Origin of the sequence: Jeotgalibaca porci, assembly GCF_011299095.1 — a bacterium.
In the GTDB taxonomy this organism is placed as follows: domain Bacteria; phylum Bacillota; class Bacilli; order Lactobacillales; family Aerococcaceae; genus Jeotgalibaca; species Jeotgalibaca porci.
The window spans coordinates 832,175-855,621 of record NZ_CP049889.1; the positions used below are offsets into that span (position 1 = coordinate 832,175).

At 41.1% G+C, this 23,447-nt stretch carries 22 protein-coding genes and 1 pseudogene; all 23 read right to left on the reverse strand.

From position 1 onward, the window contains the following. Nucleotides 1–60: 60 nt before the first annotated feature. The 23 genes and pseudogenes from G7058_RS04295 to ant(9) all read right to left on the reverse strand — a co-directional run bounded on the left by G7058_RS04295 (nucleotide 61) and on the right by ant(9) (nucleotide 23,414). A complete protein-coding gene (locus G7058_RS04295) occupies nucleotides 61–681 on the reverse strand; it encodes a hypothetical protein (protein ID WP_405002860.1) in 621 nt (206 codons plus the stop codon). Between the two features lie 53 nt (nucleotides 682–734). Further along, on the reverse strand, nucleotides 735–965 hold the full coding sequence (locus G7058_RS04300; protein ID WP_078755707.1) for a hypothetical protein: 231 nt from the start codon (nucleotides 963–965) through the stop codon (nucleotides 735–737). Between the two features lie 437 nt (nucleotides 966–1,402). Further along, a complete protein-coding gene (locus tag G7058_RS04305; RefSeq protein WP_227004494.1) occupies nucleotides 1,403–2,620 on the reverse strand; it encodes a DNA helicase UvrB in 1,218 nt (405 codons plus the stop codon). A 73-nt stretch (nucleotides 2,621–2,693) separates the two neighbouring features. Continuing rightward, nucleotides 2,694–5,282 (reverse strand): DUF4268 domain-containing protein, encoded by a 2,589-nt coding sequence (locus G7058_RS04310; protein ID WP_166062400.1) that lies wholly within the window; start codon nucleotides 5,280–5,282, stop codon nucleotides 2,694–2,696. Between the two features lie 14 nt (nucleotides 5,283–5,296). Beyond that, nucleotides 5,297–5,707 carry a DUF6508 domain-containing protein gene (locus tag G7058_RS04315; protein ID WP_166062401.1) on the reverse strand — a complete coding sequence of 137 codons (411 nt, stop codon included), beginning with the start codon at nucleotides 5,705–5,707 and terminating at the stop codon, nucleotides 5,297–5,299. 1 nt (nucleotide 5,708) lies between these two features. After that, nucleotides 5,709–6,377, reverse strand: coding sequence for a hypothetical protein (locus G7058_RS04320; RefSeq protein ID WP_166062402.1), 669 nt, complete (start codon nucleotides 6,375–6,377; stop codon nucleotides 5,709–5,711). Between the two features lie 15 nt (nucleotides 6,378–6,392). Beyond that, nucleotides 6,393–6,617, reverse strand: a complete 225-nt coding sequence (locus G7058_RS04325; protein WP_166062403.1) for a helix-turn-helix domain-containing protein — start codon at nucleotides 6,615–6,617, stop codon at nucleotides 6,393–6,395. A gap of 789 nt (nucleotides 6,618–7,406) precedes the next feature. Next, on the reverse strand, nucleotides 7,407–7,766 hold the full coding sequence (locus G7058_RS04330) for a zinc ribbon domain-containing protein (RefSeq protein WP_166062405.1): 360 nt from the start codon (nucleotides 7,764–7,766) through the stop codon (nucleotides 7,407–7,409). 13 nt (nucleotides 7,767–7,779) lie between these two features. Beyond that, the gene (locus tag G7058_RS04335; protein WP_166062406.1) at nucleotides 7,780–9,108 is read right to left on the reverse strand and encodes a zinc ribbon domain-containing protein; all 1,329 of its coding nucleotides are present in this window, start codon (nucleotides 9,106–9,108) and stop codon (nucleotides 7,780–7,782) included. A gap of 17 nt (nucleotides 9,109–9,125) precedes the next feature. Then, nucleotides 9,126–11,276 (reverse strand): hypothetical protein, encoded by a 2,151-nt coding sequence (locus G7058_RS04340; protein WP_166062407.1) that lies wholly within the window; start codon nucleotides 11,274–11,276, stop codon nucleotides 9,126–9,128. A 21-nt stretch (nucleotides 11,277–11,297) separates the two neighbouring features. Next, on the reverse strand, nucleotides 11,298–11,858 hold the full coding sequence (locus G7058_RS04345) for a DUF4352 domain-containing protein (RefSeq protein WP_166062408.1): 561 nt from the start codon (nucleotides 11,856–11,858) through the stop codon (nucleotides 11,298–11,300). A gap of 48 nt (nucleotides 11,859–11,906) precedes the next feature. Next, entirely contained in the window at nucleotides 11,907–12,506 is a 600-nt protein-coding gene (locus G7058_RS04350) for a hypothetical protein (RefSeq protein ID WP_166062409.1), read from the reverse strand. Beyond that, on the reverse strand, nucleotides 12,457–13,962 hold the full coding sequence (locus tag G7058_RS04355) for a hypothetical protein (protein WP_166062410.1): 1,506 nt from the start codon (nucleotides 13,960–13,962) through the stop codon (nucleotides 12,457–12,459). The genes G7058_RS04350 and G7058_RS04355 overlap by 50 nt, the downstream gene beginning before the upstream one ends. 19 nt (nucleotides 13,963–13,981) lie before the next feature. Next, nucleotides 13,982–14,491 carry a hypothetical protein gene (locus tag G7058_RS04360; protein ID WP_166062412.1) on the reverse strand — a complete coding sequence of 170 codons (510 nt, stop codon included), beginning with the start codon at nucleotides 14,489–14,491 and terminating at the stop codon, nucleotides 13,982–13,984. Between the two features lie 143 nt (nucleotides 14,492–14,634). Beyond that, entirely contained in the window at nucleotides 14,635–16,047 is a 1,413-nt protein-coding gene (locus G7058_RS12055) for a LuxR family transcriptional regulator (protein WP_166062413.1), read from the reverse strand. Continuing rightward, nucleotides 16,044–16,253 (reverse strand): helix-turn-helix domain-containing protein, encoded by a 210-nt coding sequence (locus G7058_RS04370; RefSeq protein ID WP_166062414.1) that lies wholly within the window; start codon nucleotides 16,251–16,253, stop codon nucleotides 16,044–16,046. The genes G7058_RS12055 and G7058_RS04370 overlap by 4 nt, the downstream gene beginning before the upstream one ends. 422 nt (nucleotides 16,254–16,675) lie before the next feature. Continuing rightward, entirely contained in the window at nucleotides 16,676–16,861 is a 186-nt protein-coding gene (locus G7058_RS04375; RefSeq protein ID WP_166062415.1) for a hypothetical protein, read from the reverse strand. A gap of 500 nt (nucleotides 16,862–17,361) precedes the next feature. After that, nucleotides 17,362–18,480: a nucleotide disphospho-sugar-binding domain-containing protein gene (locus G7058_RS04380; RefSeq protein WP_166062416.1), complete on the reverse strand. Its 1,119-nt coding sequence runs from the start codon at nucleotides 18,478–18,480 to the stop codon at nucleotides 17,362–17,364. Between the two features lie 269 nt (nucleotides 18,481–18,749). Then, nucleotides 18,750–19,619 (reverse strand): hypothetical protein, encoded by an 870-nt coding sequence (locus tag G7058_RS04385; RefSeq protein ID WP_166062417.1) that lies wholly within the window; start codon nucleotides 19,617–19,619, stop codon nucleotides 18,750–18,752. Between the two features lie 97 nt (nucleotides 19,620–19,716). Continuing rightward, nucleotides 19,717–20,193: a YdcF family protein gene (locus G7058_RS04390; RefSeq protein ID WP_166062418.1), complete on the reverse strand. Its 477-nt coding sequence runs from the start codon at nucleotides 20,191–20,193 to the stop codon at nucleotides 19,717–19,719. A 212-nt stretch (nucleotides 20,194–20,405) separates the two neighbouring features. Then, entirely contained in the window at nucleotides 20,406–21,284 is an 879-nt protein-coding gene (locus G7058_RS04395) for an AraC family transcriptional regulator (RefSeq protein ID WP_166062419.1), read from the reverse strand. Nucleotides 21,285–21,527: 243 nt separating this feature from the next. Continuing rightward, nucleotides 21,528–22,133, reverse strand: a pseudogene (gene fic, locus G7058_RS04400) (protein adenylyltransferase Fic). Between the two features lie 504 nt (nucleotides 22,134–22,637). Then, nucleotides 22,638–23,414, reverse strand: a complete 777-nt coding sequence (ant(9), locus tag G7058_RS04405) for an aminoglycoside nucleotidyltransferase ANT(9) (protein WP_070104654.1) — start codon at nucleotides 23,412–23,414, stop codon at nucleotides 22,638–22,640. Nucleotides 23,415–23,447: the final 33 nt, after the last annotated feature.

Consider the following 23,447-nt stretch of genomic DNA (forward strand, 5'->3'; position numbering starts at 1 on the left):
CTCCTTTCCTATATTTTAAGGCTCGGTCTCATTACCGAAACTCTAAAAAATATTAAATTACTATTGATTTACTGTAATTTCTTCAATTTCTTCTTGCGAAAGTTCTTCATAAGACCCGAAATACGTGAAAGCAAATGTCATACCAAAAGCAATGACCATCGTGATGAGCGTGTTTATAAAATTACCCCAGCTACCATCTGGTGAAATGTAAGCAGGCAATGCTGCCAAACCTGGATCGGAGAGCGCAAACCCTTTGACCCCAACAATACCCGCATATAAACCGCCAATGAAGCCACCAATAATAATCGCAGTCATTGCTTTTTTGATTGGAATTGCAACCCCATAAAGTGCCGGCTGAGAAACACCCAAGAGCGCTGTAACAGCTGCCGAAATCGAATATTGTTTGTAACCATTTGATTTTGTACGCATCGCAATAGCGAATGCAGCCCCTGCCATGGCCATGTTACCTGGTAATAAGCCCGTCATCATTAAATTATCAAAGCCAACTTGAGCTAAATTTTGTGTTGCGATTGGAATGAGCGCATAGTGCCCTCCAGCCATAATGATAAACATTCCAAAACCACCGAGAAGTGCTGAAACTAACCAGCCAGCAAATTGATTTAACCAAGTAATGACACCTCCTAATATATTACCCAGGCCTGTTCCAATGGGTCCAATCAATAGTGAAACAAGGCATTTTATTTTCGGAATACTTTTTTAATACATCACACTGCTTATGCAAGTGTAAAATATCCCATACAAAGAGCTATAGTTGACAGGATATAAAGAGAAGCCTGTAACCATTCTTTATCTTTTATATTTATAATCACATTCAGGCTTCCAACAACTATAACAGCAGTAACAACAATTAACCATGTGAACATTCCTCTAAGAAAGATAAACTCTAAAGCTGTTAGAGTTCCCACAACTAAAAATGCAATTTGAAAATATTTAGCTACCCTCATAATGATCTCCCTTTCTAAACAAATATTAATTTATATGGACTTTATCCTTCAACAGCCAAGTTGTAACTATTGCTAAATAGTTTTCTGATGTTTTCATCAATCTAAACATATATTAATCTCATTCGAACACATCTATTTATAATTTTAATTAGATTTTGATTATTTTTTACTTTTTTAAAATACAGTGGCGTGGGCGACTCATTGTAATTAGCAATATCAACCTTATATTCAGCAACTGTATAATTAGATACTAGCCCATTTCCATCATAATGTTTCTAGATATCCTTCTTCTATAAACATTATGGCATAATTTTTCCAGCTTCACAACTGCTTCAACATGGCTCGATACGACAGGAAGTACGTCTGTACCGCCTGTCCGTTTACGAAAACATATCGAGCACATTTCAACGTTAGCTTTTAAAATCGTTAATGTGTATCTAGCCTGCAATTAGATAAATCTTCTTATCATCAAAGCAGATTCTTTCTGTGTGATTATAAATCTGTATCATATCTTCCATTCTGTCTATAAACACACGTGTTTCAGGATTGCTGATTTCCGCAAAAGCAGTAATTGCACTCATCTCTATTTCTTTTGCATTTGATTTGATATGCTTACCACTATCCTGTAAGAATTCATCAACCTGGCCTTCCTTAACAAGTGGAATGCTACCAATGAACTTTCCTACAGCCTTGCTTGCAGTTCCGATTCCCTTCAGCACATTTACTTCTACCGATACTCCGCTTATCTTTTCAAGATAAAGCGAGCACTGGCCAAATAAATCTCTATACACTGACGAAAGCTTTTCTATTTCTTCTTTAATACCAGTGATATATTCTTCCTTAAAATTACCACTCAACATAATCTCCATCATGGATGCCATTGAGAATGTGTATAAGGAAAGTCTGTAGTATTTGAATTTTTTCTGTAAGTCCCTAAGTGTAGAATTCACCTGATTTTGTACAACAACAGGCTTTTTCGAATTAAGCACTTCATCAACTTTTTTCTGGTACCCATTCATATTTTTACGCGCAGTTCTTTGAATATCCAATACCAGTTTATGATTACTAGCCACAAAATGCTCATTATCCCAATTTAGCTTATACTTAGCGATAATGTTAGATAGCGTTTCAACGTCAGCTTCTATCTCAGATTCTTTTTCAATTTCCAAGAATGAAATTATCTGCTTCTGCATTTTCTCAATTTCACCAAGCTTCTGTTCAACAGAGAACAACGCAACCGCCATCATCATTGTAGCCGGATTTATCGCTGCTACAGACTGAGTTGTTGCGGTCAATGGGCCAGCCGACTGGAGCTGTGCAAACTTCGATGCACCATCTGCTGTTTTGAATGCACCCCAGAAATTACCGTTACTAGCAACCTTCAACGTATCTCCAACTGCGGCATTAGCCAATTGATAAAGACCCGTTGTATTAATAGTTGTTGTCTGTGTTACTGTCCTAAGCGCTGGCATTAATGATGATACACCGGCACCAAGCGTAGCCAACTCCGCAATAGGAACACTCAGTGATTTCTGTTCTGCTATATTTGCACGAGCGTCAAATAATAAACCATCTGCAATTTCAATTAATGCTGTTTCTTTTATTTCATCTGACGGTGCCATTTCTGAATTAGGCATTTTTATAATATCTGCCATAATCATTCTCCTTCCTAGATATGTATTAGATTTCATTACATACCTTGTAATTTTCGCGAACTAACTATTCCGCTTAATCCCCATCAATGACTGCATGCAGTTCATCTGCACACGCAGTTATCAATTCCGATTTTAATGCGACACATGTTGTTGCCAAGAAATCAATCAGCTCCGGCCATCTACCTGTATCGTTAAAGTCAACATTCTCTATCTCTACATTTACTGTAGAAGAACGTTTGACACCACGATTCCACCCAATGGCGTAAGGAACTATTTTTTCGATGTTATCTTTTCTTGCAAACATAACATCAAAGATTTTCTTGTTCTTTTCTCTATTCTTAACATCAATCCATATATTTGCACTTAAGGTATGCTTTCTTAATCTCATTGTACAATACAGATTGATGCCACCAATGCCAACGAAGCCATCTAATGTACTTCTCGTTGATGGAGATACATTCGAATATGTACTGTTATCACCGAATGCATCAACAATAACAGGAAGCGCCTTTGTCCAGAACTGCAGCTTCAAATCATCATCCGAAATATCAGATGGAACTACAATTTCTTCAGCACTTGATTCTTCTTCGATCAGCTCTGGCGGAATATCTCTGCCATCATTCACAAAAGAAATATGCAGTAGCTCTTCCATCTGTTCCTGGCTTGCAAACTTGAAATTCCAGCGTTCTTCCATAAAATGAAGAAGTTTTATGCCACGCTCATATATTTTGTTTGCATCCCAATCAGACTCTTTGCTGACCTCAATTTCGGAATGAGAACCGTTATAATACCCACGATTTTTCTTTTCTTCAAAGCTATCATTTTGTAATCTGGAATTGATGCTCTGGGAAAGAGGCAGCATATTACCAAGTGTCGCAGAAAGTGTTTTTATTTCTTCTGCAGTAAACTGTCTGAACTGATTTTTCCAATAAGCCTTTGTTGGCGTCTGAGGAAGGATGTGTTCCACTGTAACCTGGTCCTTTACAACCTTCGTTAAGTCAGCCCATTGCAGTTTTTCGATTTTATATTGAGATACGAGTGAATACTCATATTCATATAAGAAGTATTTCAAATCTCTCCAGCTATAGAAGCCATCGTTTGAAATAAAGCGCTTATTCATTTTTGTTACAAACACCTGAATAGCACTTGGCGCATCGGCATCTGCAATTTCATTCAGAAGTGCTGCCACTTCTGTTAGTTTCATTTCGTTGTTATAAACCTTACGCGCATTACGGTAAAATTCACTGCTCTGATAACTGGACTGGTACATAGCCATACGAAAATCAATAAAAATAAATCTTTCCACAGCTTTATAAAAATTGATTCGTTCTTCCGCTGTAGCGCCGACACTAGGAATCAATGACACTGCTACTAGCGGTCTAAAATAGCCAATACCTATACGGTTAAGTCTACCAATCCATACTTTTTCTTCTTTTGAGATTGTATTGCACTCTTCTGGATAATACGTGTAATACCAGTATTCTGCCGTTTCATTAAGGCTATTTACGTAGTCTGCGATTTCCTTTGGTGCAAGGAAACCTGGCGCCATTTCTACTGCTTCATTTTCCTGAACGTCAGATGGATCATCTGTATCCTCATCATCAACTACAACAGGGATTGTGTCATCCTCCACAGGCGTTTCGTTCTCAGCAAAATTCATAAAAATGGATTTATGGGAGAATTTGCGCAGCAGGAACTTAATGTAATCATCGCCTTTTTTACGAGAATATGAGAAGTACATAATCCAATGCGCTCTCAAAAACTCATCATCAGACAGCGGAGTATTTTCATTTCTACCAAGCTGATAATAAACCTCTTTCCAGGCTTTATTTATTTTCTCACGCAGTGCTGCTTCATTAATTTCATCCAAAATAGAACGGTCATACAATGTAGTAAGGTAAATCAATCTGTTCTTTAGTAACTCCAGATTTGTTAAACGCTTACCTCTATTATTCATTGTTTCGAAGGCAACAAAGACATCGTAGTCGTCTTCAATTTCATGAATGTTGAACATGAATCGAAGTGTAAGTTTTCTATACAGTTCAGCAATACCGTCCATACCACCTTTTTCATAAAAAGCGGTAATTTCTTTATTGAAGAATCGCTTTGCATAAAGCAGGTTCTTTGTATAATAGGTTTCTTTTAACGTTCCACCAAACTTCTCGCCGAATATTTTATGCTTGAGATATTCAGCGCTAGGATTGTCATTCTCATATCCGAAGAGATATGTAATAATAAATCCCTCTGGCGGTCTTTTTCTGCAGATATACTTTGCCTTTATATCTTTCAGATTCTCATATCCAAGATATATATTTTCATCCGGTTTGCTTTCGTTCTCAGGAAGAGAAGCAATAAACTCCACTATTTCATTCAGCAGGATAACAAATGTTGTAAGACGCTGCTGTCCGTCGACAATATGATATGGTCTGAAACCACTATCCAAAAGCCACTTATCATCTGTATCAAGTTTTTTTGCTTCATCCTTGCTCAGAACCTTCATCGATAACAAGCCAGTGTAATGATTTCTATCAGATTGAAGGTTAATCAAATCTTCCCAAAAATCACGCAGCTGTGAATCCTGCCAAGCGTAACCTCTCTGATAATCCGGAATTCTAAATAATTTATTTTGGAATATCTGAGAAAGAGATTGTAACTCATTCATATTCAGATGCCTCCTTACTCTATGTTTTGTAATCTTTCAAGCCACTTCAATATGTAGCCACTTTTAAAGAAATCTAGTAATACACCATCACAGAAACGCTCAGCTCTTACTGCACCCATAAGAAGCGCAAGCACACACTGTGCATTTAAGCTTGAAACGTCAGCATCTTTCATAGAGTCGGTTCCCCATTCAAGACCATTTTCTTTGAGAATATCCCCATAGCGGGTAAGCTCCATATCTTTATTGCTTTCTTCAAAGGTATAAACATCGTCAATAAAGTTGCTCACCATTTCGGAATACCGCACAAAAGGCATCTGTATTGGATGTTCTGGTGTTCCATCGTTTTCTTTATCAATAACCCATTCTCCAAAACTGTCTGTCTGAATCATAGGTATGTATTTTGTCAAAATACCGAATTTACTCATCCTAATCCTCCTCAGTAACATCAATGCCAAATAATCTCTGGAACTTATCAAAGTTATAAGGGTAAGAGTTATCGCCATCAAACCTTACTGGCTTATGGCCATTACTATATTCAAATTCCAACTCCCACTGTGTTCCATCAAGTACTATGTATCCGAAGCGTTTAGTTGTATAATGTCTTCGCCACTCACCGATATGAAGTTCCTTAAGTGCCCCAATGAAAGTATCCTTTATAAAGGGATCTTTATTATCATCCAACAATACAAGTGGTTCTACATCTTCCCATAACTTTGTATAGGCTTTCAATTCTTCGGATAGCTCTACAATATAGGTGCTATAACCGCCAAAGTAACCACCAATGTTAAAGGTAATCTTGCAGATAGCATTTATGTTCGCATCAAAATCGGCTGCCTTTTCTTCAGACTTTGATAAAGTATAAGTTCCGCCAGCCTCACCATAGGCTTGCTTGGCTTTATCCAAATATTTACGGCTCCAATGAATGCGGGTATCTTCACTTGGATGCATAACAGTTTTAGTGTCATTATACGGGTTTTCCATAGAATTTTTGAGGTGACCTATATCTTGCTTAAGTCCTCGGATGACGGTCATTATTTCTTCTTTTGTTTTTCCTTTGAGATACTCTTCATAGTAACTTTCCGGACTAATCATCATATTAGACTGCCTCCTTTATTCGTTAGATATTTTTATTTCATCACCATCAAGTAAAATAAACGCCTGCTCAAACCTGACGCCCAGTACATCTGCGATGGCTTTCAACTCATCCAAGGTTACCGTTTCTCGTTGTAATTTTTTATTGAAATTCTGTGGAGTCTGGCCAATACGTCTAGCAAGTTCGGAAACACTTATATTCATTTGCTCACACAGTTCTTTAATCATTTCTGCCGTAGTCATACAGCACCTCCAAGTTTACGCTAAGAATATTATAAACCATTTGGTTGATAAACTCATTAGTTATTAAAATATTATTATAATCAGCAAGCATAAGAAAACCCACAACTCTACTTCAGAGTCATGGGCTATTTACTTCTGGTTTTCATATTGGCGGATTTTATAATGAACTTAGCCATTTGAAATACAAAAACGCCACGTGAATTCCATGTTATATTGAAGTTACCACTAACTCTCAATAAACAAGGATGAATTCACATGACGAAAACCCATGATAACACAGTTCCACGCAAGGAAAAACACCTTTCCTACTCAAAACGATTCCAAACGCAAAGCGGAAAATTTTAGATTATGCGACAACACATGACACATTTGTCCGGGCATTCAAGCAAGAACGATTGGCGGCTTGACCCATTATTCCTTGACAACGCGCCTCCCTCGGTATGGCTTCATGTCTAAAAAGATAGCCTGGGGCCGGATTGGTCGGAAAACTACCACATTCCTCAGCTCATTATCAATGGATCACTGAATTAGAATAACAAAGCAGTTGATAAAATGCACCGCTCAAATCAAATCGTTAAAATTTTCACCTCTTTTGCACACCCCTCGTTTTAGAGGTTACCGATGTAAGTTACACACCTTCCATATACTTCAGTCAATGACTACCTTTGAGATATTTGTACTCATTGAATCATTCATGAACAAGCAATAGTCGCGGAAGTATTCAATTTCAAAAAGCAACGCACACTGATTATGGAAAACTAAAACCACATCCAAATTAGCCTTTTATTTTCACAGCGCTGTTCCACACTGACCGCAAAATCGAGCACCGAGAACAGCGCGGGAGCCACATTTCGAGCAGAACTTTATCTGCTGCTCAGCTTGGTATGTCAGCGGCAGATCCTCATTCGGCGCAGCGTCAGACAGAAACAGCCAATCGATGTCCTCGCCGTCGTTACATAAGCCGATAGCTCCAGCAGGCGATACCACATAAAAGCTATCCTCATCGATTGGGTCTTCACTATCGCTTGTTTCGGCAAGCACCAGCAAGCCTTTTACATCGTATCTATCATTTGAAATGGCAAAACTCCAGTTTGTGCAGCGTGTTGCTGAAAACTCCGCAGCCTCCAGCAGCGTGTCAAATCTCTCCATTATAAAATCCTCCTTATTTAAATAATAGGTTATTACACCGCTTACAGCGGTCATTTTGTATGGGGTTCATCATGGAGCAGACATTGCAGTAAATGATACGGTCTTTAGATTTGTCGTACTTCTCGTATGTACCGAATTTGGGATGAAACCGCACCCTGTCACCAACGGAGAGATAATCATACATATGCCGACCGCTGTCCCTTTCCACGATAGTCTTTTTCTTGCCCGCATCGGTGTTAATGATCGTGGTATATTCCGTATAGGTTCTGTAGTTATCATCCTCGCCGCCCCTATGCTCGCTTTTCTCCTTGCTGTACTTATTGACGACCACACCCTCCCACATTGGTTGCTTGGTTCTTCTCAACGCCAGCAGATTAACGACCAGCATAACAAGAGCAATGCCCATGCCGATGATAATGGATTCTCCAAAGGGGAAATCGTCCATCAGCAGACCGGCGACAGGAAAGCCGATGAGCGGCACGAAAACCAAGATTCCCATACAGCCTAGGGAGGATTTCCTGTTTATCTGTGCAGCGGCCAGTATTTCAGGGCAGTTATACCTGTCGGAAAAGCCGACCAGCCCCGCGCCGCTCTGTGGGGGCGCGGGAGTTGCTACAGGGTGTGGTTCCATCGGCTCCGACGTTGCCGAATTCACCGCCTTTCCGCAGCCAATACAAAATTCGGCTCCCTCCGGAAGCGTTGCGCCGCAAGCAGTACACACACCGGGGGCGTTTGTTTGTATTTTTGTGCCGCAGCTTGAACAGAAAGCCATACCCTTCGTAATCTTGTTTCCACAGTTGGGACAAAACATATACGTATCACTCCTTTGCTCGATAATTTGAAATGCAGCGGGCTTCCTCGCCGATGGTTTCTTCTTTTTCCCTCGTCTGGCTGTGCGTATGACAAGCAGCAGCAAAAGCAGACAACCGATAGGGGTAAGAATGAGGTAAATAATTCCTCCTTCGCCCATCTCGCTAAATTCGGACAGCATGGCGGGCTTATTCACATAAGGTAAAAAGCTAAGGTAGCGGATGCGCTCGGAGCGCGTTTCGCCCTCATCTAAGCTCGGCCATGCCTCGTCGCTGCTATAGATCACATAACCCTGGTATTCCTTGCCATTTACCAGAAACCAATAGCCCTTGGAAATGGTCCGGGAGCGGTTGACATCTGCGGCACTATCATCCAAGCGGTTGTGATAGCTGTCCACCGTACCCATTACGCTGTCGCCCCATATCGCCAGAGCCAGCGTGAAAAGGCTGTTATATGTAGCAAACAGCAAAACTGCACAGATAAGGACGAGGATAGGCAGAGGGATGTTTTTACTATTTTTCTTCTTTACCATGAACCCACCCCCGCTATTTATTTTTTAACCCACTCATATTCATAAGCGGTCTTTATCTCATTGTTTCCGCCGGTGAAAATAATCAGGATATACACCTTATCACCGTCCTCGTAGCCCATTGGCATTGCGACTCCGGACGTGACGCTTCCTCCGATATAGCCGGTGTTGGTGTCATTCTTATATGTCCTTACATCACCTCTCGCACTCTCATCGTCAATGTTTTGCATATACATGTTCGTTCCGTAGTTGACAAACGGATCGTCATGGTTGACGGGAGTGATACAGGAGGTCAGATGCGCTCCGAGATGAAAGCATATATTGCTTGATGTAGCGGCGCTTACGGTCAGAGTCAGCTGCGCCTGCTCTCCGCCCGCGTAACGGCTGTTCGGAATACTGCTCGTTCCAGTGTTGTTGACAAATTCACCGTGACAGTCGTCATGCGTGCTTGCTGTATACCAATGATTCCCGATAAACTTGCAGTTGTAAGTATAGCTGCCGTTTCCGCCGCTCCATGTTTCAACATAATTTTCATCTGACGCGCTTGTTTCATATTTATTCGTAAACGACCGAACTAACTTCCAATAACCTGTTCCTTCTTTTTGTTTTTCCAAGTACCCCATTTCTCTCATCCAATCATAAAACTTTGCTCTGTCCTTACCATATCCAATCCACATCTTGATTGCGTAAGCCAAGTTTTCTTCTCGGTTCTTTTCTCTGCCAAACTTTGACATATCTCCGCCAACGATATTCAATATGTTTCCTCTGATAGCCAATAATGAATGCAGCCTTCGATTTACTGTCATATCTTCCTTGAAGCCATTTTCCGTTCGAGTCAATAATCCCGCATCCTTAAAGGCTTTAACCAATATCTCGTACTCTGCTTGTTTTGCATCGATTTTGCTATCTATTTTTGCCCTTTCTTCGAATTTCTTTTTAAGATCGGATTCAACCTGTCTTTCGATCATGCGCTGTTCATCATCCGATAATGTGTCTTTGCCGCTGATTCTTTTATACTCATCCTTTCTTTCTCTTACGATTTGGTGATAGTAACCTCCCATTTGAGTGATCAAGGTTTCCCAATCGCCTGCATTGATTTTATATCCGTAGGCGTTTCCTTTTGCTAACCCATAAAATACTTTATATGCGCATTCCTCTTCATAATCTTTCCATGCCATAATGCCTTGTTCTACTGCTGCCGCGCCCAAATCCACGAGGGATTTGACTGCGCCTACTCCGCCATATCCTAAAACTGTAGCGCCAAGAGCGGTAAGCTCGCTTGCCGCCTTTCTGTAATTTCCGTCATATAATGCGACTGAGGCTTCGGCGGCATCTCCTACTGAATCTAAAGCGGTAGAAACTGCTTCCAAAACCAATGGATTTTCTGCACATACGTCAACCGTAGATTCCACTATCATATCGGTAACTTTATATCCCAATTCCGCCGTTGACGCTCCGTTTTCTGTCAGGAAAACTGCTATATCCATTGAGCTTGAGGCCCACACTCTTGAAATTATCTCATTTCTCGCCTCTTGGTCATATATACTCAGTCCATTTAAGTAATCATCAACTACCGCTGTTAGTTTTTCCTTTAGCGCTTCATTTTTTGCCTGATTAGTCAGATCATCAATTGCCAGATCTCTGGCATATTCCCTGACTTGCTCGTCGTCCGTCATCTTTTTCCCGCTGTATGATGAAAAATGCCAGGTTTCAAAGGTGAGGTATCCTTTAGACAACTCCACCGGATCAGGAATAATTACCTCCCATTCATCTCCCGTCCAGTAAGACATCACATATTGATCGAAGGTACTGTTGTCCGGCAAATTCTTTTCGTCTAATTTCATGCTTATCCTTGCCGGTTCATCCAGTCTGACACTTTCTGTTCCCTCCGCCTTAATCTCGATAGGCGTGGTAAGGAAAGCGGCTTTGCCGTTTATATACGCCTCTGTGCTGTCGGCTACTTTATCCACAGTAACTTTCACATCCTGCTCAAAAGCGCCTGCGGGAATAGAAACCGTCCATCCATCCTTTTTCAAATCCCCAATTACTCCACCCTTATCACCCACAATCAAGGTAGAGCCAAAACCGCTTTTTCCGCAGCCGGAAAGCCCCGCCATTAAGGACAACAGCATAGCGACTGCAAGCAAAAGGGATAGTATTTTTCGTTTCATTATATAAAGCCTCCTTCAAATCTACTCAACCGTGAAGCGGAAAAAGACCGTATCAAACAGTTGGTCGTATTTCATAGTAAGCTCTTTTTCATCGGGCTTTATTTGGAAAGTCAGCCAGCCGCTTTCCGCAGTTCCTGGAGCAAGATAGGCTTCTTCAAATATACCGTCCTGTAAAAAATTTATCACGTCTGTGTTGCGCGAATAGTCCGAAAGCTCGGCATTATAATCTCCGTCGCGCACGATACATAGCGGGGTCTCATCCACCGACACGGCCTCCGTGTCAATATTTTCGACGGTCACATAAACCTTAATATAGCTGTACCCCTCCTTGGGGTTCCAGAAAATTGAGGTATCACTCACCCGCTCTACCTTATCAATTGTTATTCGGTACTCCTCATACTCGGCCGCCTCGCCGATACCGTAATACTTGAATTCATCCGCTTCCATTTCACGGGAAGGGGTGCTTTCCGATTCAGCAGGGGCAGGACTTTCCGAAGAAGTCTCGCCGTCTCCACTTCCACCGCAGCCGGCGAGCGACAATACTAACGTCAGTGACAACATAATAATCAATGCTTTTTTCATAAGAAAAGCCTCCTTAAAATTATTTGATAAGACAGGGCAAGCCTTTCCCTAATCGATTTTGGTTCCCTCACCGTAGGTTGTTACTGTTCTCCCTTCTTCAATATCTTCCAGAGTCGAGTCGCTTGAAAAACGAACCGTGCCTTCCTCGTAAATAAATCTAACATGAGCAGACAGAGACCAATACTCAGTTTCCGCTTCATAAGTCGCCGTTGCGGTGGCCGGATCATACTCATACGGCCCCGGCAAAAGCAAGAAAGCGCTACCAAAACCATCACTTTCCGGCTTAAATACCAACTGCCCCTCGTAGTACATGAAGGTAAAGTTATAGGTATCGGTCTCACCTTCGAATGTAAATGTCGCAGAATAAGTGCCCAAAAGCTCCTCCAGCGGCAATCCACCAAGCTTCACCTCCGTCACCGGCGCGGAGAGCTTGAAGTCAAGCGTCAGCTCCGGCTCGTCGCTTTCGGGATCATCTCCGGGTTTGAACAGTTGCAGTTCTTTGGGTAAACCGGCCTGTATATAGCCCAGCAGGGTAAACTTTGTAGAGCCTCCACCACCGTCCCCCAGCTTACCGCTCCAGTTCTCCTTTACGGCATTTTCAGAAAGAGGAGCGCAGGGCATAGCCTTCATATTTCGACTTCTCGCCATCGGGAATATCTTCCACAATATTGAAAGTGATGTTTTGATTAAAAAATTCTTTGACCTCATTCAGTGCATCCAGATACGCAGCCTCGGCCTTGCGCTGCATATATGTGCTGACGGACTGCGTTACCGGGTAGAGGCGTTCATAAAGCTGCGCCTTGTAACCGCCTATCAAGGCTTTGATCTCCGCCTCGGTGGCGTTGGGAATGGTGGCGGAGCCTTTGCTACTCTTCTCCATTTCCGAAACGACAACATCCATATCCCCACTGGTCAGCGTCCAGAATACGCGAGCATAGCGTTCGATCTCCTCTTCGACGGCAGCCTTGGCATCGGCTTCGTTGGGGTTGGCTTCGGCTATGTCGATCAGCACCTGCCGCCAATCTTTCAGACTGCGGGCCGTCCATTCAAAGCCCTGCCTGTCTTTACTGACATATTCGTCGTTGAAAAAGGCATAGACCTCATTGATCTTATCCATCTTCATGGCCAAGCCTTGCTCAAACAGGTTGCTTATGGTGTAGTCAAAAATGAACAGTCCGCTGGCGGCAAGCCCCCACGCGGCGGATTCGGCATAGGAAAGCGCCAGCATCGCCGTGTCCTTATACAAGCCAAGGGTATCCGCATCTGTCTTTTCCGTATTCAGCATTACCGAGCCGATCTTCACCGCCGCCGCTACCTTTCCCAGCTTGTTCAGCTTTTTGTAGGCGGAATCAGCCAGTGCGGTGTCAAAGGTAGGGCTGCCGATGGAGGCCATGTTCAGGATCGTACCTGTGAGGTCAGTAGCGAAGCCCGTTTCACCGGCTGCTCCGGCTACGCCGCCCAAAAATCCGTTATAGCCCGTGAGAAGCTGCGCTGCGAGACCTGCCGCTTCCTCTCCGTCCGCACCACCGCCCGCCACGTATTCGCGGAGCGTTTCCATCGCCTGCTGTTGGTCGATGCCGGTAAAGTCCGCATAAATGTTGGTGATTTTGGCGCTGCGTTTGCCCTCGTTTTTGACATGGAACACGCCAAAGGTGGAGAGATGGTCGGTGTAGATGATAAGCTCATTGGAGGCTGCGTCCACCTCGAACAGCACATCCTCCCATTCGCCGGTGGTTTCATTTTTGTACTTTGCGCCCACGCATTTTGCCGGGTCCTGCCCATCCTCGCAGTATGCGGTATCATAGGGGATACGTAAGGTGATGAAATCGGAAAGCTCGGTCATGTCGCCCAGCTTAAAGTCGTAGGCTTCTATCTTGTACCCTTCGTCCTTGTTCTCTTCCACGGGCTGCTTCGCTACGGTCAGTTCCGTTTCACCGTCCAGCACATAATCGCCCAGCTCTACGCTGACGCCGTTTGACAGGGCAACACCGGTAGCCTCCGGCGAAAGTGTCGCCGCGTCGCTTTTGCCGCCGCCTCCACCGCATCCGGCAAGACTGCCTAAAAGCAGCACCGCCACGAGTAAAATGGATACTATCTTTTTCATGTCAGATTCCTCCCTTTTATTACCAATCACTAATTTCTGCCTGCACGCCTGTTTCGTGCCACAGCTTTTGTGCGGCCTCCACAACCGTCTGTTTGTGAAGCATACCGTGCAGCAACTCTACCCGCATGGTCTGGGCCGCGTCGCCAAAGGTCAGGTACATCCGTTCCTGATCAATATCGGCGGTGTGCAGCCGCACGCCATGTACCCCATCGAGACCCCACCGGTAAATTTCACTGCCGATGAGGATACCAAAGGTAGATACTACGGTTTCCTCGGTGTCTTTTTTCATTTGGCGACCCGGCATAGAGATGAGAGCAGATGGCACCGCAAGGATGCGATTATCCCAAATGAGTGTTGCGTCATAGAGCAGACGGCTCTGCCTCACCAATAACAGGAGAGAGATAAGGCTGATAGCTCCAAAGGCGAAAATCGCTTCTAGCATAAATTTTGCGCCGAGCCACACCGCCAAAAAAATACTGGCTGCGAATAATAAGACATATTCATTGCGTCGTTTACGGATTAATTTCATTTGCACCAACCCTCCTCTAGTATAAATTTTAGGGAAGGATGCCTCAAAAAGCATCGTTCGAATTGATGAATTTGCAGAAAAAAAGCCTCTCATACTTTAGTATGAGAGGCTAGTTAAACCCTGTATTTATGTAGTTTTATATATCATTCAACCCTTTGATTCTTCAGCAGGGTGCTGATGAGTTCTGCCCGACTACCTACATCATATTTTGAAAAAATATTCCTTACATGCGTTTTTACAGTACTCTCACTGATAAACAAAGCCCCGGCAATTTCCCGGTTGGATTTACCTGAAAGGATTAGCTGCAATACCTCCTGCTCCCGGACGGTCAGCGGATCAAGAGTTTTAATTTGACAAACAATGTCCGTTTGCTGTGACTGGCCCATATTGTCATAAACAGCAAGATAAGCATGGCTTTTCAGCAGTAAAACAAGCTGGTTGTTCAGCGGCGGCAGCATAACCAGTGTAACGCAAACCACAGTAAGGGCAATCACCGCAACCTCCGCACTGGGAAGCCCAATGGATGTTACGGTCATTCCCAGAACGCCTCCGCAAAGGACTCCGAATACATTGGCAGAAAGTCCAATTCCAAAGGTTTGTGTGGGGTTGTCGCTATAATCCAGCATTTCTCCAAGGATGCTCCACCAAAACAGATCAAAAATACCGCAAGCACCTAGCATCAGCGTATCGACAATCAGATAGTCAGAAGTCTTTCGCCCTAACAACATAAAGCTGATGAACGCTCCTATAATCATTGCCATTCCAATATACAAAATCCTGGAACGCTTTGCTTTAATAGGTAAGTTGCGCATAATAACAAGCGCTACGATATAAGGCACGGCCCAATACCAGCTCACCAATCCCGTCAGATGCTCAAAAGCAGGATTTATTACCTGATACATCAGTCCAGAATTAATTGTGATGATAAAGACAAAAAGACACAGCAATATCAGTTGGCTTTTAATGCCGCCATGCGTTTTATTTTTAAATGTTTGGTTCTTCTCATTATCTTGCTCCAAAGGCAGCATCCAGATGAAGGCTATACCGATCACTAGGCAAAGCATAGTAAGGCTTAGCCCGACAAACGGTGAGCGATTCATGGCAACCACGTTGACTGCAATCATCAGCAAATTAGAATAAATCAGAACGTCGGCACAGGATTTAATGCGTTCGTTATCGGGAGTAAAGGCCCTGAGAAAAAATCCCCATGCCGCCACCGCGCAGCCGCTAAAGTATCCGCTGACGATCAGTCCGCCCAACCATAGAGAGGAGGGAGCAAAAAAGAAGGGGACAGAAGCGGCTAAGCATAAGCCCATGCCGCCGAGCATCATGCTTTTGGCGGCCGCCTGTGATTTGACAAACAGGCCACAGGTAAAAAGCCCTACAAAATGCGCGATAATTGCAGCCAGTATGTAACGGTCGGCGTCTGTTCCACGCAGATCCAGCAGGCTGTACAACACCTGCCCTTCAAACTGAAATGACAGAATATAGGCAAAGAGAAATGAAAATCCGGCAACAGAAAGCCTGCGGGCATTTAAAGTCTTAAATCTGTTCATTTTATAACCTCCCGCTCATCGGAGGCTCCGCCTTTTTTAATCCATTCGTCTATATCAACGGTTTTGAAACGCCAGAGCTTTCCCACCTTTGATGCAGGCATACCGCGCTGATCAATCCAACGCATGACCGTGTGGCGCTTTACCCCAAGATAGTCGCAAACTTCTTGCAGGGATATCCATCTGTCGTTATGTATTGTTCCAGGCATAGAAGCCACCTCACTTTGATAAATTCGCACAAATATCCTAATTGATCGTTATTAAATAATTGTAGCACAATAATGTTAAAATGGCAGCTACCATTTGTTGTTTTATGTAATATTGCGTAGTATTGCAGATGATTATGTACTGTGGGTACGACATTGGACCTGTTCATAATCAATATCTGCCTCCTGCACTAAACAGGATGGTAATCCTGGTATCAATGCCAATCCCTTTCATTTCCACATCACCTTATTCGTAGGTATCAGCTAATATATTCATGCCATCAGATATGAAATTTTCAAAGAACTGTTGAGAGAATAAAAAAAAACTCACTATTAACCTGATTTCGTGAGGGGATCTACAAATATTATAAATTAAGCAGTTTTTTAATTTAATTAGGATTCTCTGCTTTCGGTAATTGACAAGCTTAGGTCTGTACAATTTCATTGCTGTTTCTATATACCACAGCAAGACCAATTAGACTAGCATGTATATTTTCAGTATCATTCAAATTATTAAGGGAATCCATCTTAACAATTGTAAACATATTGGGATTGATGTACCCACCTCTAGGTTGCTTAATTTGCTTAATCCTCTGTGTAACTGAAGCCATTTAATTATCCTCCTTTTAATTTTTTTATATTCTGTTTTCACTTATAAGCATTTTATGATTTTATCCCACAAATAACAGTAAGAACATTGATGCCTTATATATCAAGCCTTTTATAACCCTTCCCTACTTCTTCCTTGACATCAATACTACCGTCTCAACATGGCTCGGTTCGTGGGCGAGTAACGCATTTCATACCCACTGTACAAGGGAATGGTGGAACACCTATTTTCGCCTTAAAATGGGTATGTCGAACCGATACCAATATTGAATTACCTTAATGCTCGTATAGGCAAATACAGTGAATGCCTATTGCGTAAATTTCAATTTGACGAACTAACGAGCCATGCGAAGATTTGCGAAAATTGGCTGCTGGGAGCTTGCTCACAAGCAGACATATTTACGCAAAGATTCATAGGGCGACAAAAGCCATTAACTTTCAATTTCTCTAATTTGATTCGTAGTGCCACCCGCGCGACTACGGATAAAATCAGAATTTCATATTATACCAAATCTTCAATTCGTCTTACTATGCTCTCCCATGTCATCTGATTATCAATTGCTTTTTTCATCTCTATAGCTTTTTCTTTCATTACACTAGATGCTGCAACTTCCATTACCGTCGCATAAATTTCATTTGTATTTTGTACAAAAGAATGGATTCTTTTTGCTATTCCAAGATTAACTAACTGATTTGCATTTGTAACCTGATCATTTATAAAAGGCATGGCAACCATTGGCACACCAAAACATAATGCTTCATTAATACTGTTCATTCCACAATGTGTAAGGAAAACATCTGTATGAGAAAACACTTCTATCTGTGGCACAAAAGAGTACGCATATATATTCTCTGGAATTTTTCCTAATATATCTGGCGACACATTTCCAGTATTTAGAATTACAGATACTTCCTTACCACCAAATGCTTTGATGCATTTTTTATAAAAACTCTTATCACTAAGAATGCTTCCAAGAGAAATGTACACAATTGGCGATTTCATTTTCTCATACGGAATCACAACATTCCCGGATATAACCGCTGGTTTAGGAATTACATACAGATAGGAGTCGTCAAACTCTTCACTTTTATTTTGAAATTGCTTAGGAATATATACGATATTAAGATTAGGTTTACTTTTGGTAATTCCATCTTTAAGGCACAAATTTGAAAAGCCCTTATTTTTTGCAACTTTCTTTGGCAACACCTGCATATCAATAAGTTTTGCAGATATTTTGAACACTGTTGGTGCCTCTTTCCAAGTAGTATCATTCCATGCAGGCTGCGAAAACTGTCTTACGCAAGGGATTCCCAGCTGTTTTGCCAAATCGATACCAGGATAGAAAAACATTTCATAAATGAGTATGTCAAACTTTTCCTTTAAAGAAATAGCTGTGTCATATGCTGCTACAAAAGAATGGTTTTTCTTATATTTCTCACTTGCATTTTCAGGATAATCTTTATATGGAACAAATGTTGCTCCGGTATGTTCAATTTTTTCACGAAACTCGGGTGCATTCACATATGTAACTTTATGCCCAGCTTCCACCAGCTTAGCAGTTAACGGAAGTGTTGGATTCGTATGTCCCGAAAATGGTAAATTTACCATTAAAACATTCATTTTCATTTCTCCTTTGCGAGTTAAATAAGAATTTTATCTCTCTACCGTGGATTTAGATATGTAATCGGATTCTGTGCCGACTGATTTAACTTCAATCTGGCTATCAAATTACATATCTTGTTCACAATAATTATTTATGTACTTTACTCAACAGAACCACACTCTCTACATGGGTCGAGACAATGCCGTGAATGTCGACACAACACGGGAACAAATCTACCGCCGCAGTACACGGGAACATATCTCACCGACAAACCGGAATTTGCGATCTATTTTTCCTTTATTTCATAGCTGGACAATTCAATATTCAGATCATACCTTTTTGTTGTTCCATCAGGAGTATTGATGATTAATTCGGTTTGTCCCTTTTTCTTGAAATCGGCATGAACCATATAGGAGTCTATCGCTTCAATATACTCGATGGACACGTCACCGTATTTATCGTCCGCTAATGAAACCCGATACTCATTTGTGATATCTTTTCCGTCAACTGTGCTGAATAATTCCGCAGGATATCTCAGCGGATGTATGACAGAAATGACGGTAAGCACGATGATCAGCAAGGCGCTTACTATCGTACCTGCTGTTTTTATTTTTTTATTATTGAATAACACATTGGGGTAGACGAGCATTGCCGCAGCACAAAAAACAGATATCAGTATATAGTACGGATAGCAGAAAGTGAACTCTGATAAATACTGCCGATAACTGCTCGCGGTAAGTGCGATCATGGGAAGCAGAATGATATAGCCCCACCATTTATCTTTTTTTATATAATATCCGATATAACCCATCGGCAAGCACAGTATGGTCCATATGAGCCAGCGTTTATAATATTGGAAAATACCCCAGCCCAGCGTACTGAAGGGCACCTGCAGCAAATATACCAACGGCTGACTGATCAAAAAGAATACAAAACATTTTAACGCCGCATCCATATTTGATTTTGAGTTCATAATGATAAAAATGCCGAATAGGATCCATACTTCAAATGACACGGCTATTGTGTGCAGTGAAGTATCTTTTACCTGCGGGAATATACATACCAACGCAGTATATATACCCGATACTATTGCAAATATCAGGATCTTCGGCCAGCTTAAATCTATACCGCCAAATAATTTTTTTATAATTTTCATATTTCTCCGCCTTTTTAACAAATTTTGATTCTATACACGCAAGCCGCTTTGAACTCAGAACAAGTGAGTTTTGGTGGTTGCTCTCATTCGAGGGAAATTAATAGATTAGTGTGTAGGCATATCCAACTAAACCGAAAAACAGAATCAAACCAGCTATAAAAAGCCACTGCCTTTTGGATTGTCTTGAAAAAACGCCGACAACTTCGCTAATCATCGCGTTTGGCCAAAAGTACCATTTTGTACGCGCACCGATACCATCTGCCTTTACGCCTACCTCTTGAGCAAGAAAACCGCTGCGGAATACATGATAGTTCGTTGTGGAGTATGCTATGGAAGCGTTTTCGGTACGAGCATCAATGATCCTCTTGCAGAACATCATGTTTTCATGCGTGGTTGTTGATTTATCCTCTGCTATGTCATGGATCAGCACTTTGGGATCGATGTCTGAACTTATTTGGAGAAAGCGATCTCTATGGCGTTCTGCCCATCCATTAATAATGGCATTTACTTCTTCAGAATAAAGAATAAACTCCTGATGATTAAAGATGACTTCTTTGATTTTTTCCTTTCTCAAGGGATAATACATTTATTTTTTTGTCAGCAGACAGACGGTCTCAACATGGGACGATTTGCTACAATTGATGTATTTGCGATTTTTAGCAAAACCGTCGTATGCGTGAACATGTCGACTATTTCGTACGTTCGTGGGAACATATCCACCAATCGTACCGTTTACGAAAAAGGCACTCTTGCTAGGAGTGCCCTCAATCATAAAAATCGGTGTAATTAATAGTCTTTTTTCTTTACCGGAATCCAGATTTCGCTTCGATACTTTGAATTTCCAGTGTCTGGACTCTCGTTCCACAAAATTTCTGGGCCTTCAACTAACTCATAACTTGAAGACGGAAGCCACTCTGAGTATATTCTACCCCATACATTTTGAAGTGTCTCTGGGAATGGTCCAATCGATTCAAATACTCCCCAGGTACAAGCATCAATTTTTAATACATCGAATTCTGCTGTTTCATCACCTGAAGTTGCTACCCCGATGTAATGATCCAACTCGCCGTTTTCTTCCATTCTTCCTTCTGTAAAATTAGTGGAAGCATTAATAATACCCATTGGTTCTACATTTGAGATTGCTTTTAATTGTTTAATAACCTCAGGTGTTAAAAGTTCCGTCATTTGTGCAATCTCTGGATTGACACCTTCAAAAATAATTGGGACTCTCTTCTTAAATCCTACTAACTTAAAAGGTCCTTTCTCAACAATACGATAGTTCATTTCGCATCCTCCTTTAATTGATAATTGAAAGGTCATTCGTGAATAAGCTTTTAATTGTGTATTCTCACTCCTTGCCTCAGAAGGGAGAATACCATGCAGGGAATGAAAAGCACGGGAAAATGAATCGGCCGAAGTATAGCCATATTTGACGGCTACATCAATTATTCTCAAATCCTTATCTTTTAAATCAATTGCAGCCAACGACAGTCTTCTTCTCCGCATATATTCTGATAAACTTATGCCTGCTAAAAATGAAAACATCCGCTTAAAATGATACTCTGAACAGTAAGCAATTTTAGATACTTCACTATAGTCAATTTCCTCTGTTAAGTGCTCATCAATATATGTCAATGCATTATTCATACTTCTTAAAGAATCCATTGAACAACCTCCTTTCATCATCAACATTATCAAAGGGTGCGTTTTTCTATCCGACAATCTGTGCACAATATAGTCGATTCTGTTTTAAAGACAGTACCAGGTATGCAAACAATTTTGAATTGTGTCTGTATCTGGTACTACTAATTATATTATAAAGCATCCCTGTCACTCATACAGTTCAAAATATTCCGAATTTAATGAGTGACAGGGAGGATTGACTAGTTTTAACTCTTAAGTCTCATCCTATAGCTCTTCTGTCTTATAAACATAATACCCTTCATAATGGTAACTTGCGTCGATTCCATTCAAATAAACATCTCGATCATTGATTTTATTTGTTAAAGCTGCTTTCAAAAGAACTTTAATTTCAACATCTTTTATTGGACTTCTTTCCATTGCTAAAAGATAATCTTCTTTATTAATTCTACTCCAATCAACAACTTGTTTTAATTTCTTTTTCAATATATTGTCAAGCCATATTCTCATACTTCTTCCATTGCTTTCTCTAAAAGGATGAGCGATATTCATCTCAACATATTTTTCAATAATTTCATCAAAAGTGGATTGAGGCATTTTTTCAATATTTTGAAGGGCAACTTATAGATATATCACAGGTGCAAAACGAAAATTGCCTTTTATAATATTTACATCACGGACTTTTCCAGCGAATTCATAAATTTCTCCGAATAGATAATCATGAATTTTCGATAAGGCTTTATAAGTTCCAACTTCCAAAGAATTTAAAAAGCCAGTTTCAAACATTTCCAAAGCTTTTTTCTTACTAATTTTTCCCTCCACACGTGCTAGTTCCGCAGCATTTATAATACCTAATTTATTTTCAAGCACCATTACTTTACCCTCCTCTTAACATAATTTTCATTTTATAAGACAAAGTTCATGAATATACGACAAAACAATCATAATATCTCTTTTATAACGTAATGATACAGATTAACGTATTAATTTAAAAGAGCAGCCGTTAAATTGAAGTCAATATCTGTTCTATCCACTCCCTAATTGATTATTGCTACTGTCTACTCAACCTGGTTATTTTTCCGACACTCTTGATCTGTTCTCACAAACAAAGAAACACCCATTTCGCCGAGTTGACAAAATAGATGTTTCTTCTTAAAACATTGCTATATCAATATTTATTACCTAGACATCAATACCACGCACTCCACATGGGACGAGTTGATGGCATTGATGTCATATTACTTTGCCCGTCTGTGGAAACATATCAGCAGCATTTTTGGAACTATCGGTAGACGGGAACATATCCAGCGGTTTTTGACCATTTTAAGAAATTTCGGTATGAGAGAACCTATCAATGGAATTCTCAACACCAGCCTTTTAGAGATTAAGGGAAGACTCTATAGACTTCTTCATATTATTAACGAGTTCAGTCACCTCAGAATCCATTCCTTTCCACTTATCAATATACCCTCCTAGATAAGCCTTTCTTGCTTTGTCAAGTAAAATGGCATGCTCATAAGGTAATTGAGGTATTGCCCATTCAGCTGCCAGATCTTTTGATCTGATTTCACCAGTAGATGCTGTCACCCACATTCTGGCTAAAGTTAAAATCACATTGCGTTCGTCACCTTTAATGCTAGTTATCAACCCGGGCAACGATTCTTTAATTGCTTTTCGAATATCTGTCATCGGCACAGGCTCAATTACTTCTGTTGCCTTTGGTCCCAAAAGGTTAATACTATTTTTTCTTAGTTGTGCTAAAAGTATTGCTAAATCCGGATCATAAGTCGGCTCAGGAATATCTCCCTTTTCAAACTGCTCTCTTAGCCACTCGCCGTACATAAATTCATATCTGGGAGGAAAATGCCAAGGAATAATATCTTTTTGATTAATGACTGTAACTTCAAGAGGTCTCATATCTTTTGTGTTTCCTATTTTCCCAGATATAAGCATTAGTCTGTCTGTAAGATCTCTTCGAGTTCTTTCAGATAAACTACGATTTATTACAACCAAAATATCTACATCGCTATTAATGCGTAATCCTCCCATAACAGCAGAACCGTACAAATATATACCCACTAATATACTATCGAGTAGCTCCTCTATAATTTTCGATGCTTGAATTGCTTCTTTCGGTATTTCTTTGTTATTCATATTCTCGACTGCGAGCTCCTTTCGCGCAAACTT

Bases quoted from the DNA above. Each gene is read 5' to 3' on its own strand.
- G7058_RS04300 (WP_078755707.1), bottom strand. From the start codon at position 965: ATGAGGGTAGCTAAATATTTTCAAATTGCATTTTTAGTTGTGGGAACT.
- G7058_RS04305 (WP_227004494.1), bottom strand. From the start codon at position 2,620: ATGGCAGATATTATAAAAATGCCTAATTCAGAAATGGCACCGTCAGAT.
- G7058_RS04310 (WP_166062400.1), bottom strand. From the start codon at position 5,282: ATGAATGAGTTACAATCTCTTTCTCAGATATTCCAAAATAAATTATTT.
- G7058_RS04315 (WP_166062401.1), bottom strand. From the start codon at position 5,707: ATGAGTAAATTCGGTATTTTGACAAAATACATACCTATGATTCAGACA.
- G7058_RS04320 (WP_166062402.1), bottom strand. From the start codon at position 6,377: ATGATGATTAGTCCGGAAAGTTACTATGAAGAGTATCTCAAAGGAAAA.
- G7058_RS04325 (WP_166062403.1), bottom strand. From the start codon at position 6,617: ATGACTACGGCAGAAATGATTAAAGAACTGTGTGAGCAAATGAATATA.
- G7058_RS04330 (WP_166062405.1), bottom strand. From the start codon at position 7,766: ATGGAGAGATTTGACACGCTGCTGGAGGCTGCGGAGTTTTCAGCAACA.
- G7058_RS04335 (WP_166062406.1), bottom strand. From the start codon at position 9,108: ATGGTAAAGAAGAAAAATAGTAAAAACATCCCTCTGCCTATCCTCGTC.
- G7058_RS04340 (WP_166062407.1), bottom strand. From the start codon at position 11,276: ATGAAACGAAAAATACTATCCCTTTTGCTTGCAGTCGCTATGCTGTTG.
- G7058_RS04345 (WP_166062408.1), bottom strand. From the start codon at position 11,858: ATGAAAAAAGCATTGATTATTATGTTGTCACTGACGTTAGTATTGTCG.
- G7058_RS04350 (WP_166062409.1), bottom strand. From the start codon at position 12,506: ATGGCGAGAAGTCGAAATATGAAGGCTATGCCCTGCGCTCCTCTTTCT.
- G7058_RS04355 (WP_166062410.1), bottom strand. From the start codon at position 13,962: ATGAAAAAGATAGTATCCATTTTACTCGTGGCGGTGCTGCTTTTAGGC.
- G7058_RS04360 (WP_166062412.1), bottom strand. From the start codon at position 14,491: ATGAAATTAATCCGTAAACGACGCAATGAATATGTCTTATTATTCGCA.
- G7058_RS12055 (WP_166062413.1), bottom strand. From the start codon at position 16,047: ATGAACAGATTTAAGACTTTAAATGCCCGCAGGCTTTCTGTTGCCGGA.
- G7058_RS04370 (WP_166062414.1), bottom strand. From the start codon at position 16,253: ATGCCTGGAACAATACATAACGACAGATGGATATCCCTGCAAGAAGTT.
- G7058_RS04375 (WP_166062415.1), bottom strand. From the start codon at position 16,861: ATGGCTTCAGTTACACAGAGGATTAAGCAAATTAAGCAACCTAGAGGT.
- G7058_RS04380 (WP_166062416.1), bottom strand. From the start codon at position 18,480: ATGAATGTTTTAATGGTAAATTTACCATTTTCGGGACATACGAATCCA.
- G7058_RS04385 (WP_166062417.1), bottom strand. From the start codon at position 19,619: ATGAAAATTATAAAAAAATTATTTGGCGGTATAGATTTAAGCTGGCCG.
- G7058_RS04395 (WP_166062419.1), bottom strand. From the start codon at position 21,284: ATGGATTCTTTAAGAAGTATGAATAATGCATTGACATATATTGATGAG.